General features: G+C 70.8%; 8 protein-coding genes. 7 read left to right on the plus strand and 1 reads right to left on the minus strand.

Translation table 11 applies throughout. The features are described 5' to 3' along the window. Positions 1–13 precede the first annotated feature (13 nt). Positions 14–1,933, minus strand: coding sequence for a PAS domain-containing sensor histidine kinase (locus FHW85_RS04035; protein WP_210427705.1), 1,920 nt, complete (start codon positions 1,931–1,933; stop codon positions 14–16). Between the two features lie 532 nt (positions 1,934–2,465). Here FHW85_RS04035 and glgA point away from each other — a divergent pair. The 7 genes from glgA to glgX are packed head-to-tail and all read left to right on the plus strand — an operon-like array spanning position 2,466 to position 14,842. Beyond that, on the plus strand, positions 2,466–4,007 hold the full coding sequence (gene glgA / locus FHW85_RS04040) for a glycogen synthase GlgA (RefSeq protein WP_168647434.1): 1,542 nt from the start codon (positions 2,466–2,468) through the stop codon (positions 4,005–4,007). A 4-nt stretch (positions 4,008–4,011) separates the two neighbouring features. After that, positions 4,012–6,252, plus strand: a complete 2,241-nt coding sequence (gene glgB / locus FHW85_RS04045) for a 1,4-alpha-glucan branching protein GlgB (RefSeq protein ID WP_168647435.1) — start codon at positions 4,012–4,014, stop codon at positions 6,250–6,252. Position 6,253: 1 nt separating this feature from the next. Further along, a complete protein-coding gene (gene treZ, locus FHW85_RS04050) occupies positions 6,254–8,005 on the plus strand; it encodes a malto-oligosyltrehalose trehalohydrolase (protein ID WP_168647436.1) in 1,752 nt (583 codons plus the stop codon). Further along, positions 7,995–9,908: a 4-alpha-glucanotransferase gene (gene malQ, locus FHW85_RS04055; protein WP_168647437.1), complete on the plus strand. Its 1,914-nt coding sequence runs from the start codon at positions 7,995–7,997 to the stop codon at positions 9,906–9,908. Before treZ ends, malQ begins: the two co-directional genes overlap by 11 nt. Beyond that, positions 9,905–12,505: a malto-oligosyltrehalose synthase gene (treY, locus tag FHW85_RS04060; protein WP_168647438.1), complete on the plus strand. Its 2,601-nt coding sequence runs from the start codon at positions 9,905–9,907 to the stop codon at positions 12,503–12,505. Before malQ ends, treY begins: the two co-directional genes overlap by 4 nt. Next, a complete protein-coding gene (locus FHW85_RS04065; RefSeq protein ID WP_167257256.1) occupies positions 12,502–12,675 on the plus strand; it encodes a DUF2934 domain-containing protein in 174 nt (57 codons plus the stop codon). The genes treY and FHW85_RS04065 overlap by 4 nt, the downstream gene beginning before the upstream one ends. After that, entirely contained in the window at positions 12,665–14,842 is a 2,178-nt protein-coding gene (gene glgX, locus FHW85_RS04070) for a glycogen debranching protein GlgX (RefSeq protein ID WP_168647439.1), read from the plus strand. The genes FHW85_RS04065 and glgX overlap by 11 nt, the downstream gene beginning before the upstream one ends. Positions 14,843–14,862 lie beyond the last annotated feature (20 nt).

A 14,862-nucleotide genomic window follows, 5' to 3' on the forward strand; every position in this document is an offset into this window, starting at 1 on the left:
CGATGCAGCGGCCTCAGGCCAGCATCTGCATCAGCACGGCCTTGTCGATCGCCTGCATCAGTTCGGCGCGGCCATACGGCTTGGCCAGGCGCACCACGTTTCCAGGCAGATCCTTCGGCGTTTCCGAATAGCCCGACGCCAGGATCGCCGGCAGCTGCGGCCACTGCGCACGCACCTGCAGCAGCAATTGATGGCCCTGCACGCCCGGCATCATCTGGTCGGTGATCAAAAGGTCCAGCTCCACGCCGCCGAACAGCGCTTCCAATGCTTCGTTCGCCGAGGACTTCTCATAGGTGAGATGGCCCATGTCCTCCAGCACCGCCGCGGTGGTGGCGAGAATCAGCGGGTCGTCATCCACCAGCATCACGCGCAGCTGGCCGTTGCGCGAAGGCTCGTCCATCGGCGAGGGCGGCGTCTCCATCTGCGTCTCCGTCGGCGCCACCGGCAGCCACACTTCCGCGCGCGTACCCTGCTCCGTTTCGCTGTGCAGCACCAGCCGGCCGCCGGACTGCTCGGCCAGGCCATGCACCATCGACAAGCCCAGTCCGGTGCCCTTGCCCACGCCCTTGGTGGTGAAGAACGGCTCGGTGGCGCGTTCCAGCGTGGCCGCATCCATGCCCTGCCCCTCGTCGGTCACCGACAGGCAGACATAGCGGCCGGGCGCCAGGCCCACCGCATGGCCTTCGTCCACCTGCACCGACTGCGCGCCCAGCGTGATGCGTCCGCCTTCCGGCATCGCATCGCGCGCATTCATCACCAGGTTGAGAATAGCCAGCTCCAGCTGGTTGGCGTCCACCAGCACGCGTTCCAGCGAGATCGGAAACGCCAGGTCGACGCCGATGCGCGGCCCCAGCGAACGCTCCATCAGCCCGACCAGGTTGCGCGCCAGCGGACGCAGATCCAGCGCCGCGGGTTTCAGCTCCTGCCGCCGCGCGAAAGCCAGCATGCGCTTGGTCAGCGTGGCGCCGCGCTCGGCGCCGGACAGCGCGTTGTTGAGCAGGGCGAGGCTGGAAGGATCGTGCTGCAGGCGGCGGGTGAGCAGTTCCAGATTGCCGATGATCGCCATCAGCAGATTGTTGAAATCGTGTGCGACGCCGCCGGTAAGCTGGCCCACGGCTTCCATCTTCTGCGCGTGGAACAGCGCCTCGCGCGTGTTCGCCAGCTCCTGCTCGGCCTCGCGCCGGGCGGTGATGTCGCGGGTGATCTTGGCGTAGCCCACGTGCCGGCCGTGGTCGTCCAGGATACGGTCGATCACGATATGCGCCCAGAAGCGGCTGCCGTCCTTGCGCACGCGCCAGCCTTCGTTCTCGAAGCGGCCGATCCGCGCGGCGGTGGCCAGGCCCTTGGCCGGCAGCCCGCGTTCGCGGTCCTCGTCGGTATAGAAAGTGGAGAAATGCTTGCCGATGATTTCGCGCGGCGCATAGCCCTTGATGCGCTGCGCGCCGGCATTCCAGCTGGACACCTTGCCTTCCGGGTCCAGCAGATAGATGGCGTAGTCGGTCACGCCCTGCACCAGGATGCGGAACTGCTCCTCGCTGCGCCGCAGGGTTTCCTGCGCCTGCTTCGCGGCGGTGAGGTCGCGCGCCAGGATGGCGTAGCCGGCCTGCTCGCCGTCGTCGCCGCAGGCCGGATCCACCGTTACCTGCGCCCAGAAGCGGCTGCCGTCCTTGCGCAGCTGCCAGCATTCCAGGTCGTGGCGTCCTTGTTCCCGCGCCTTGGCGAGAATCTCCGCGGGCAAGCCCAGCGCGCGGTCTTCGGGCACGAAGAAGGTCTCGAAGGGCGCGCCGAGGATCTCCTGCGCACCGTAGCCTTCGCAGCGTTCCGCCCCCCGGTTCCAGCTGCGCACCGCTCCGTCGGTGTCCAGCATGTAGATGGCGTGATCGATGGTGGCGTCCACTAGCAGTCTGTACTTGTTCTCTTCGGTGAGGGGCATAGATCGGCTCTGTCGCATCGGCAGCGCACCGCGGCAGCGCCGCGGCGTCGCATGCCAGAGGTTGGCATCGGACCGATAGTGAAACCTTTGACCGCCCCTTCGCAAGCTTTCGCAAAGCTCGCCCCTGCAATCTGCATGGAACGCGTCAGGCGATTTCGCGCGGCAGCGTAGACAGCGCGAAGTGATGGGGGCGTGACCCGGATTCGCTGCTTGCACTCACTCCTGCGCGGCATCGTCAACGATCTGGTCCATGCGTGTTTCACGGCATGCGTGGCGTGCGCCTGCCGATACTGCGAAGACGAGCCCGACAGCGCGCGATGCACTGCGCGGCACGCGATCGCAGCGCCACGGAGAGTCCATGAGCAGCACTCGTCTTCACGCCATGCAGGGTCGCGCTATACGCGTGCTTGATCGAGGCATGCATAGCCTGTGCCTGCCGGATGCTCCCTCATCCGCGCTCCCCGACCGGCTTCTGCCGCTGCCTGGCCGCACGCATCCCGCGGCCGCGGTGTCCTACGCGAGATAAGTGCCCATGCCCTTCCAGCACAAGGATCCCCTGCCTTCCCACCGCCACGGCGAATCGCTGGCCCGCCGCGTGCTGACGGACCGCCATCGCCATGCGCGCCCCACGCGCATCGCGCCGACGCCGCCCTCGCGCGTACTGTTCGTCACCACCGAGATGACCGACTTCGTCAAGACCGGCGGCCTCGGCGACGTCGCCGCCGCGCTGCCGCGCGCGCTGCGCTCGATGCTCGACGTCCGCGTGCTGCTGCCTGCTTACCCGAGCGTGCTCGACAAGGCGCGCTCGGTGGTATGGGAAGGACGCACGCAAGCGCGCGCCGGCCTGCCCGCCTGCGAGATCGGCCGCATGCAGACCGAAGACGGCCTCACCATCTACGTGCTGAAGCAGCCGGAACTGTTCGAGCGTCCCGGCTCGCCGTACGTCAGCCCCGTCGGCGCCGACTGGAGCGACAACGCGCTGCGCTTCGCCACGCTGTCCATGGCCGCGGCGCAGATCGCCGCGGGCCGGGCGCACCTGCCCTGGCAGCCGGAGCTGCTGCATCTCAACGACTGGCCCACCGCGATGGCCGCCGCCTATGCGCGCTGGGACGGCTGCCGGATACCCACGGTGCTCACCCTGCACAACCTCGCCTATCAAGGCTATTTCCCGCTGGCGCTGCGCAGCCTGCTGGACATTCCGCCGCATGCGGCGGAGGCGGAAGCGCACGGCCAGCTGTGCTTCCTGCGCGCCGGCATGGCGCATGCGGATCACCTCACCACGGTCAGCCCCAGCTACGCCCGCGAGATCACCGAAGGCGCGCACGGCATGGGCCTGCACCAGCTGCTGCGGAAGAAGGCCGCGCTGGGGCAGCTGGCCGGCATTCTCAACGGCATCGACGACAGCTGGGACCCGGCGGTCGATCCGGCCTTGCCGGCGCCGTTCACCGCCCATCGCAGCGAGGCCCGCGCGGAAACCGCCCAGCGCGTGCGGGTGGAACTGGGCCTGCGCGACAGCCGCGGGCCGCTGTTTGCGATGGTCGCGCGGCTGGTGCACCAGAAAGGCATCGACATGGTGTGCGAGGCCGCGCCGCAGATCGTTGCCGCGGGCGGCCAGCTGGCACTGATCGGCTGCGGCGATCCGGGCATGGAGCGCGAAGTCGCGCGGCTGGCGCGGCGCTTTCCCGGCCAGGTGGCCGCGCATGTCGGCTTCCGCGAAGCGCTGGCGCGGCGCATGTTCGCCGGTTCCGATTTCCTGCTGATGCCCTCGCGCTTCGAACCCTGCGGCCTCAGCCAGATGTACGCGCAGGCCTATGGCAGCCTGCCGATCGCCTATGCCACCGGCGGCCTGCTCGACACCGTGGAAGACGGCGTCACCGGCCTGCTGTTCCGCGAGCCGAGCGTGGCCGGCCTGCGCCGCGCGCTGCAGCGCGCGTTCCGCATCCACGAGGAACCGCGCCTGCTGGCCGCGATGCGCCGCGCGGCGATGCTGCAGCGGCACGACTGGAGCCGCTCGGCGCACGCCTATGCCGCGCTGTACGCGTCGCTGCTGCCGCGCCGCTCCGCGGCGGCCTGAACCGATGGAACACCGGCGCTCCAGCACCGCCGCGCCCGCGCAGGAGGAACACACCCGGAGCGAGCCGCGCGAACACGCGCACGCCAGCGGCCTGCTGGCGGCAGGCCGCCACCACGATCCGTTCGCCTGGCTGGGCCCGCATCGCGACGGCGCGGACGACGTGGTGCGCATCTGCGCCCCCGGCGCACTCGGCGTGGACGTGCTGCATGCGGACGGCCGGATCTGGGCCGCTGCGCAGCCGGCCGATGCACACGGCATCTTCGCCGCGCGCGGCCGCGCCCTGCCGCCCGGCTACCTGCTGCGCCTGCGCTGGCCCGGCAGCGTCGAGGTGGTGGCCGACGCCTATGCGTTCGGCCCCTTGCTGGACGAATCGGCGCTGGATCAGTTCCACCGTGGCAAGCTGCTGCGTCCGGGCGAGGTGTTCGGCGCGCATCCGGTCACGCTGAACGGCGTCGGCGGCGTGCGCTTCGCGGTGTGGGCGCCGAATGCGCGGCGCGTGTCGGTGGTGGGCGACTTCAATGGCTGGGACGGCCGCCGCCATCCCATGCGCTGCCGCCACGCCGCCGGCGTGTGGGAAATCTTCCTGCCCGGCGTCGTGCCCGGCGCGCGCTACAAGTACGAACTGCTGGACCGCCATGGCCGCCTGCTGCCGCTGAAGGCCGATCCGTATGCGCGCCAGATGGAACACCCGCCCGCCTCCGCCTCGGTGGTGGCCGCGCCGCTGCGGGTCAAATGGCACGACGCGCACTGGATGGAACGCCGCACGCGGCATGCGCGGCGCGACGCGCCGCTGTCGATCTACGAAGTGCACGCCGGCTCCTGGCGCCGCGCCGAGGACGGCTCCGGCTACGACTGGCCGCGCCTGGCGCGCGAACTGATTCCCTACGTGCAGGAGCTGGGCTTCACCCATATCGAGCTGCTGCCGGTGAGCGAGCATCCGTTCGGCGGCTCCTGGGGCTATCAGCCGGTGGGCCTGTATGCGCCCACCGCGCGCCTGGGCAGTCCGGACGACTTCGCGCGCTTCGTCGACTCCTGCCACGTCGCCGGCATCGGCGTGATCGTGGACTGGGTCGCCGCGCACTTCCCCGACGACGCCCACGGCCTGCAGCGCTTCGACGGCACCGCGCTGTACGAGCATGCCGATCCGCGCGAAGGCTTCCATCACGACTGGCACACGCTGATCTACAACTACGGCCGCCGCGAGGTCAGCCAGTTCCTGCTCGGCAATGCGCTGGAATGGCTGGAGCGTTTCCACGTCGACGGCCTGCGCGTGGATGCGGTGGCCAGCATGCTCTACCGCGACTACAGCCGCCGCGAGGGCGAATGGATTCCCAATCATCAAGGCGGCCGCGAAAACCTGGAAGCGATCGGCTTCCTGCGCCATCTCAACCGGCGCGTGGCCGAGCACTGCCCCGGCGCGATGCTGATCGCGGAAGAGTCCACCGCCTGGCCCGGCGTGACCGGCAGCGCCAGCGACGGCGGCCTGGGCTTCGCCTACAAATGGAACATGGGCTGGATGCACGACACGCTCGGCTACATGAAGCGCGATCCGATCCATCGCCGGCATCACCATCACGAGCTCACCTTCGGCATGACCTACGCGTTCGCCGAGCGCTTCATCCTGGCCCTCTCGCACGACGAAGTGGTGCATGGCAAAGGCTCGCTGCTGCAGCGCATGCCCGGCGACGAATGGCAGCGCTTCGCCAACCTGCGCGCGTATTACGGCTTCATGTGGGCGCATCCCGGCAAGAAACTGCTGTTCATGGGCGGCGAATTCGCCAGCCCCTGGGAATGGAGCCACGATGGCGCGCTCGACTGGAGCCTGCTGCGGTATCCGCTGCACGAAGGCGTGCGCCGCCTGCTCGCCGACCTCAACCGCCTGCTGGTGGTGGAACCGGCACTGCACGAGAACGACGATCATCCGCGCGGCTTCTCGTGGGTGGTGGCCGACGATACGGCGCAGTCGGTCTACGCCTTCCTGCGCTTCGGCCAGCACCAGGCGCCGCCGCTGCTGGCGGTATGCAACTTCACCCCGGTGCCGCGCCACGGCTACCGCGTCGGCGTGCCGCATGCCGGCACCTGGCGCGAGCTGTGCAATACCGACAGCGCCGCCTATGGCGGCAGCAACCTGGGCAACGGCGGCATGCTGGCGAGCGAGCCGGTGCCCAGCCACGGCCACGCCCATTCGCTATCGCTGCTGCTGCCGCCGCTGGCCACGGTGATCCTGCGCGCCGAAGGCGATTGAGATGGCGGCGCAGGCCTGCCGCTACGGCGCCATCCTCACCGGGCGCGGCGTGCGCTTTCGCCTGTGGGCGCCGGCGGCGCGGCGCGTGGAGCTGATAATCGGAGCGCAAGCGCACGCGATGCGCGCAAAGCCGCACGGCGAGTTCGAACTGCTGCTCGACGTGCCCGCGGGTACCGCGTACCGCTATCGCATCGATGGCGCCAGCGAAGTGCCGGACCCGGCTTCGCGCCGCCAGCAAGGCGATGTGGACGGCTATAGCGTGGTGGTCGATCCGCACTATCCATGGCGCCATCCCGATTGGGCCGGCCGGCCGTGGAAAGAAGCCGTCATCTGCGAACTGCACGTGGGCTGCCTCGGCGGCTACGACGGCGTGCGCGAGCGCCTGGCGTCGATCCGCGCCGCCGGCTATACCGCGATCGAACTGATGCCGGTGGGCGAATTTCCCGGCCAGCGCAACTGGGGCTACGACGGCGTGCTGCCGTATGCGCCGGAGTCCTCGTACGGCACGCCGGACGCGCTCAAGGCCCTGGTCGACGCCGCGCACGGACTGGGCCTGATGGTTCTGCTCGACGTGGTCTACAACCACTTCGGCCCGCACGGCAACTATCTGCACGCCTATGCACCCGCATTCTTCCGCGGCGACCAGGCCACGCCCTGGGGCGCGGCCATCGATTTCCGCCGCGCACAGGTGCGCCGCTTCTTTATCGACAACGCGCTGATGTGGCTGGAGGAGTTCCGCCTGGACGGCTTGCGCCTGGATGCGGTGCATGCGATCGCCTCGCCCACCTTTGTGCCGCGGCTGGCACAGGCCGTGCGCGAGCGCCTGCCGCGCGGCCGCCACGTGCATCTCGTGCTGGAAAACGAGCGCAACGACGCCGGCCTGCTGCGCGGCGCGGCCCGCGCGCAATGGAACGACGACGGCCACAACGCGCTGCACGTGCTGCTGACCGGCGAACACGAGGGCTACTACGCCGACTATGCACGCGATCCGCTGGGCCGGCTCGCCCGGGTGCTGTCCGAAGGCTTCGCCTTCCAGGGCCAGCGCGACCGCCACGGCCGCCGCCGCGGCCAGCCCAGCGGCGACCTGGCGCCGACGTCGTTCGTGCTGTTCCTGCAGAACCACGACCAGATCGGCAACCGCGCACTGGGTGAACGGCTGAGCGCGCTGGTGCCGCCGGCGCGCTGGCGGGTGGCGATGGCGCTGGTGGCGCTGAGCCCGATGGTGCCGCTGTTCTTCATGGGCGACGAATGGGGCTGCGCCACGCCGTTCCTGTACTTCACCAGCCATCCGGCGGAGCTGGGCGCGAAAGTGCGCGAGGGCCGGCGCGCGGAGTTCGCCGCGTTCAGCGCGTATGCGTCGGCGCAGCAGCGGGCGCGGATTCCCGACCCGAATGCGCGGGCGACGTTCGAGGCTTCGGTGCCGCGCGTGGACGATGCCGGCGCTGCGGCGGCCGCGCGTGCATGGTTCCGCGGCCTGCTGGAGCTGCGCCTGCGCGTACTGGTGCCACGGCTGGAACCTTGCCGCGCGCTCGGCTGCGAACGCCTGGGCGAAGCCGCGCTGGCGGCACGCTGGGAGCTTGCCGATGGTTCGCTGTGGACGCTGGCGTTCAATCTCGGCGAGCGCGCGGTCGCTTTCGCCGCGCCCGATGGCAGCCGCCGCGTGCATGGGGAAGACGCGCATGGCGCCGCATCCGGCGATGGCCTGCCGCCCGGCAGTTTCGGTGCCTGGCATGGACCCGGCCATGCCGCGTGACGGCCTGCAGGCACGGGCGGCGGCGGCCGGCATCCGGGTGCGCTGGACCGATGCGCAGGGCAAGCCATGCCGTCTCTCCGACCGTACGCTGGAAGGACTGCTGCATGCACTGCCTCCGATCGACGCGCATGAAGAGCCTTGTCTTGTGCTTCCCATCGGCGGCGAACTGCCTGGCGGCGGCGCGCGGCATGCCGTGGACGAGGCAGGCCGCCGCATGGCATTGAAGGACGGCTGCGCACCGTCGACGCCCGGCTATTACAGCTGGCGGTGCGGTGCCCGCACGCTGACGCTCGCGGTGGCGCCACCGCGCTGCTTCGGCCCGGCCGATCTCGCCGGCCGCCCGCCGCGCCTGTGGGGTCTGGCGTCGCAGGTGTACAGCCTGCGGCGCAGCGGCGATGGCGGCCTGGGCGACAGCCGCGCCGTCGGCGAACTGGGCACCCGGGTCGGCGCGGCCGGCGGCGATGCGCTGGCTTTGAGTCCGCTGCACGCGGCCGCTCCGGTGACCGGGCTGCACAGTCCTTATGCGCCGTCGCATCGCGCGTGGCTGGACTGGCTGCAGATCGATCCGGCCACCGTCTTCGGCGAAAGCGCCTTGCACGATGCCATCCGGCACGCCGGCGCCGCCGAAGCCTGGGCGCGCGCCGAACGGGCGCGCCTTATCGACTGGCCCGCGCAGTACGCGCTGCGCCATCGCGTGTGGTGGCAGTTGTTCGAACGCCATGGCGAACGCGAACCCGCGCTGGCCGGGCTGCGCCGGTTCGTGCGCCAGGGCGGCGCCGCGCTGCGCGCCTACGCCGGCTTCGCCGCCTATCAACGCTGGCAGCTCGAACGGGACGGCACCCCCGATGGGCGCAGCGGGCGCGACCCGCGCGGCCTCGATGCCGCCGTGCGCGCCTTCGCCCGCGCGCATCCGCCGCGCATCGCCTTCGAGTGCTTCCTGCAATGGCTGGCCGCCACCTGCTGGGCGCATGCACACGCGCAGGCGCGGCAGGCGGGGCAGCGCCTGGGGCTGGTGTGGGATATCGCGGCAGGTTTCCAGCCGGGCGGCGGCGAAGCCTGGCAATCCCGCGACCTGCTGATGCAAGGCGCGCAACTCGGCGCGCCACCGGACGCCTTCAATGCGCAGGGCCAGGCCTGGGGCCTCGCCGCCTACGCGCCGCAAGGCCTGCGCGCCAGCGGCTACCGCCCGCTGATCGACCTGCTGCGCGCGGCGATGTCGCGCGGCGGCGGCGTGCGCATCGACCATATCCTCGGCTGGTCGCGCGCCTGGCTCATTCCTGCCGGCCTCGACGCGAACGAAGGCGGCTACGTGCGCTATCCGCTGCGCGAGCTGCTCGGCCTGCTGGCGCTGGAATCGTGGCGCCACCGCTGCGTGGTGATCGGCGAAGACCTCGGCACCGTGCCCGCCGGCCTGCGCGCCACGCTGGCCCGGCACGGCGTGCTGGGCCTGGACGTGCTGCTGTTCACCCGCGATGCGCGCGGCCGCTTCATCGACCCCGCGCAATGGCGCCGCGGCGCGGTGGCGATGAGCACCACCCACGACCTGCCGCCGCTGGCCGGCTGGCGCGACGGCGTGGACCTCGACGTGCTGGCGCGTGCACAGCAATGGCCCGCCGGCGCGCAGCGCCGTGCCCACGCCGCGCGGCGGCGCGAGGCCGCCGCGCTCGATCGCGCCGCCGCGCGGCGCGGCCTTTCACCGGCGCGCGCGGCCATCGCCATGACCCTGCGCGCGGCCTCGCCCCTGGCGCTGATTCCCCTCGAAGACCTGCTCGAACGCCGCGAGCAAGTCAACGTGCCGGGCACCGTGGCCGAACACCCCAACTGGCGCCGCCGCCTGCGCTGGCAAGGCGTGCGCCTGCGCGAGGCGCTGGACTGGCTGTCGCGCGAACGGAGTCCCGCATGAAACCCTGGACCGCCACCGCGCGCCTGCAGCTGCGCCCGGAATTCGACCTGCGCGCCGCCGCCGCGCAGGTGCCCTACTACGCGGCGCTGGGCATCAGCCATCTGTATCTGTCGCCGATCGCGCAGGCCCGCACCGGTTCCACGCACGGCTACGACGCGGTCGATCCGACCCGCGTCAGCGCGGCGCTCGGCGGGGAGGAGGCCCTGGCCGCGCTGGTCGAGGCGCTGCATGCGCACGGCATGGGCCTGCTGCTGGACATCGTGCCGAACCATATGGCCGCGTCCGTCGAGAACCCCTGGTGGCGCGACGTGCTGCAGCACGGACGTGAAAGCCGCTACGCCGGATGGTTCGACATCGACTGGAGCTCGCCCGAAGCCGAGGGGCGCGTATGGCTGCCGGTGCTGGCCAAGCCGCTGGCCGAGGTGCTGGACGAAGGCGGCCTCACGCTCACGCACGCGGGCGAAGCGGACAGCGAGCTGGCCTATGGCGAACTGCGCCTGCCGCTGGCGCAAGGTTCGCTCGAACATCTGCGCAGCCTGGGCCTGCCGCTGGACCTGCCCCTGCCGCCCGCGGCGATGCGCCGCCTGCTGGAACTGCAGCACTACCGTCCGGCGTGGTGGCGCAGCGGACCGGACGTGATCAATTACCGGCGGTTCTTCGATATCGACGCGCTGGTGGCGCTGGACATGGACCACGGCGAGGCCTTCGACGCCGTGCATGCGCTGCCGTTGGCGCTGATCGCGCGCGGCTGGGTCGATGGCCTGCGCGTGGATCACGTGGACGGCATCGCCTGCCCGCGCCTGTATCTGCGGCGCCTGCGCACCGCGATGGACGAGGCTGCCGCGCAGTCCGGCCGTCCGGCGCAGGCGGTGCGCCTGTATGTGGAAAAAATCCTCGCCCCCGGCGAAACATTGCCGCGCGACTGGCCGGTGGAAGGCAGCACCGGCTACGACGCGATGGACCTGATCGGCGCCGTGCAGCACGATCCGCGCGGCCACGCCGCGCTCGCACGCCTGTGGCAGGCCTGCACCGGCCACGCGCCGGACTTCCGCCGCGAGGAACGCCGCGCGCGCCGGCTATGGTTGCGCTACGGCCTGCGCAGCGATTTCATCCGCTGCCTGCGCCAGTGGGAAACCTATCTGGCCACCCAGCCGGAAGACGGCGACCTCAGCGCCGCCGCGCTGGCGCGCGCCTTGTACGGCGTGCTCGCGCGCCTGCCGGTCTACCGCAGCTATCTCGGCCCCGCGATCGCCACCGCGGCGGACAGCGAGGCGCTGGTCATCGCCTTCGAACGCGCCGCGCGCGACGGCCGCAGCGACGATCGCCCCGCCCGCGAATGGCTGCGCCGGCAGCTGCTGGAACGCGTGCCGTCGGCGATGCCCGGCCTGGCCGGCGTGGCGCTGAAGCGCGCGCGGCAGCGCTTCGAGCAGCTGGCTGCGCCGCTGTGCGCCAAGGCGGTGGAAGACACCGCGGGCTATCGCTATGGCGTGCTGCTTTCGCGCAACGAAGTGGGCAGCGATCCGGCCATCTTCGCGCTGGCGCCGGAGGCTTTCCATGCGGCCATGCAGCGCCGCGCCGGGCAATGGCCGCACAGCCTCAACGCCACCGCCACGCACGACCACAAGCGCGGCGAGGACACCCGCGCGCGGCTGGCCGTGCTGAGCGAGCTGGCCGGCGACTGGAGCGTGCGCGCCGATGCGTGGATACGTGCGCTGCAGGCGCGTTGCAGCATCGATGCCGGCGATCTGTCGATGCTGCTGCAGACCATCGTCGCCGCCTGGCCGCTGGAGCTGCAGCCGCGGCAAGCCGCGGCGCTGGCCGCCTATCGCGAGCGCATCCATGCCTGGTGGATGAAAGCCTTGCGCGAAGCGCGCCTGCGCACCAGCTGGACCGCGCCGGACGAAGCCTGCGAAGGCGCGGCGCAGGCGCTGCTGCAGGAGCTGTTCGTACCCGACGGCAGGTTGCTGCACGAGATCGCCGCCGCGGCCCATGAGCTGGACGTGCCGGGCGCGGCGAAAGGTCTGGCGACAGTGGTCCTGCGCAACACCATGCCCGGCCTGCCGGATCTCTACCAGGGCACCGACTACTGGGATCAGTCGCTGGTCGATCCCGACAACCGGCGCGCGGTCGACTACGCGGCGCGCAGCGCCACGGCGGCCGCGGAAACACCGGTGGCCGAACTGCTCGAACGCTTCCGCGACGGCGCGATCAAGCAATGGCTGCTCGCGCGCCTGCTGCATCTGCGCCGCCGCGTGCCCGTCGTGTTCGATGCCGGCGGCTATCGCCCCGTGCCGGTGGAAGGCGCCGCGCGCGAACGCGTGCTGGCCTTCGAGCGGCGCTGCCATGGCCACCGCCTCGTCGTCGCCGTGCCGCATCTGTGCGCGGACTGGCTGCGCGGCGCGTGCACGCCGCGCATACCGCAAGAACACTGGGGCGACGGCAGACTGCGCCTGGAAGACCCGCCGCCCGGCGGCTTCATCGACGCGCTGGACGGGCGTCGCGCGATGCCCGGCGGCGCGGCGGCAGGATTCTGTTCCGCCCTGTTCGCGCAGCTGCCGCTGGCGGTGCTGTACGCGCAGGACCAGGAGGCCACATGAGCGACACAGCGAGCGGCGACGAGGAGCGCGAGCAGCGCATCCGCGAACTCGCCCACCATATCTGGGAAGCGGAAGGCTGTCCGGCCGGACAGGAGCTGCGCCACTGGTACGCGGCCACGCGGCTGGTGGAAGCGGAGGAAAGCAGCGGTGGCGACGACGATGCCCCCTGAAGAGCGCCGCGCCAAGCCGGTGGATCCGCACGACGCCGCGCCGCACCCGGCGCGCCGCCAGTCGCGCGTGCGCGAAGGCCTGCCCTATCCGCTGGGCGCGACCTGGGACGGGCTGGGCGTCAACTTCGCCTTGTTCTCCGCGTATGCCACGCGCGTCGAGCTGTGCCTGTTCGATCGGGACGGCAAGGAAACCGAACGCATCGTGCTGCCCGAGTACACCGACGAGGTATGGCACGGCTATCTGCCCGATGCGCGCCCCGGCCAGATCTACGGCTACCGCGTGCACGGCCCCTACGAACCGGACGAAGGCCATCGCTTCAATCCGAACAAGCTGCTGCTGGACCCTTATGCCAAGCACATCGTCGGCGAACTGCAATGGCACGACGCCGTGTTCGGCTACACGCTGGGCCATCGCGACCGCGACCTGTCGTTCGACACGCGCGACAGCGCGCCCTACGTACCCAAGGCCCGCGTGATCGACCCGGCCTTTACCTGGGGCCGCCACCGCGCGCCGCGGGTGGCGTGGGAAAACACGGTGATCTACGAGGCCCACGTGCGCGGCTACACCATGCGCCACCCCGGCATCGCGCCGGAACTGCGCGGCAGCTTCGCCGGCATGGCGGCGCAGGAGGTCACCGACTACATCCGCTCGCTCGGCGTCACCTCGGTGGAGCTGCTGCCGGTGCATGCCTTCGTCGACGACAAGCACCTGCTGGAGAAGGGCCTGCGCAACTACTGGGGCTACAACACGCTGGCGTTCTTCGCGCCGCACCCAGGCTATATGAGCGTGCACAGCATCGACGAGTTCAAGTCGATGGTCTCGCATTTCCACGACGCCGGACTGGAGGTGCTGCTGGACGTGGTCTACAACCACACCGCCGAAGGCAACGAACTCGGACCCACGCTGTCGCTGCGCGGCATCGACAACCGCAGCTACTACCGGCTGGCCGACGATCCGCGCCGCTACATCAACGACACCGGCACCGGCAACACGCTCAATCTCAGCCATCCGCGCACCCTGCAGCTGGTGACCGATTCGCTGCGCTACTGGGCGCGCGACATGCGCGTGGACGGCTTCCGCTTCGACCTGGCCACCATCCTTGGGCGCGAATCGCACGGCTTCGACCAGGACGGCGGCTTTTTCGACACCTGCGGGCAGGATCCCATCCTCAGCCGCGTGAAACTGATCGCCGAGCCCTGGGACCTGGGCCCCGGCGGCTACCAGAGCGGCGGCTTCCCGCCCGGCTGGGCCGAATGGAACGACCGCTTCCGCGATACCTTGCGCGCGTTCTGGCGCGGCGACGAAGGCATGATCGGCGAACTGGCCACGCGCCTTACCGGTTCGGCCGACCTGTTCGACCGGCGCGGGCGCCGGCCGTATGCCTCGGTCAACCTGGTCACCGCGCACGACGGCTTCACCCTGGCCGACCTGGTCAGCTACGAGCAGAAGCACAACGAAGCCAACGGCGAAGACAACCGCGACGGCAACGACCACAACCTCAGCCGCAACTACGGCGTGGAAGGTCCGAGCGGCGACGAAGCGATCGAGAGCGTGCGCCGCAAGCAATGCCGCAACCTGCTCGCCTCCCTGCTGCTGGCGCGCGGCACGCCCATGCTGGTGGCGGGCGATGAATTCGCGCGCACCCAGCAGGGCAACAACAATGCTTATTGCCAGGATAACGAACTGGCCTGGCTGGACTGGCGCGGACCGCGCGCCAACGAGGAGCTGGTGCGCTTCGTGCGCAAGCTCACCTCATTGCGCAAGCGCCACACCCTGCTGCGCCGCAACCGCTTCCTGACCGGCGAGCCGGACGACGTGTTCGGCGTGCGCGACGTGACCTGGCTCACCGCCGCCGGCACGCCCATGCAGGAGGCCGACTGGCACGAAGCTTCCAGCCGCAGCCTGGGCATGCTGCTCGACGGCCGCGCCAGCCCCACCGGCATCCGCCGCATGGGCGAGGACCTCAGCCTGCTGCTGATCGTCCATGCCGGCGAAGAGCCGCTGCGCTTCCAGCTGCCGGCGGTGGAAGACGTGCAGGAATGGCGGCTGCTGCTGTCGACCGACGCCTCGCTGCAGGAAAACAGCCGCTACGACAGCCCGGGAATGCTGACGGTGCCTGGGCGCACCCTGTGCCTGCTCAGGGCGCGCAGCCGGCGCGACGCATAAGAAGGGTTTCCCTCTCGCGG

It is taken from the genome of Dyella sp. SG609, assembly GCF_012275375.1.
Lineage (GTDB): Bacteria > Pseudomonadota > Gammaproteobacteria > Xanthomonadales > Rhodanobacteraceae > Dyella_D > Dyella_D marensis.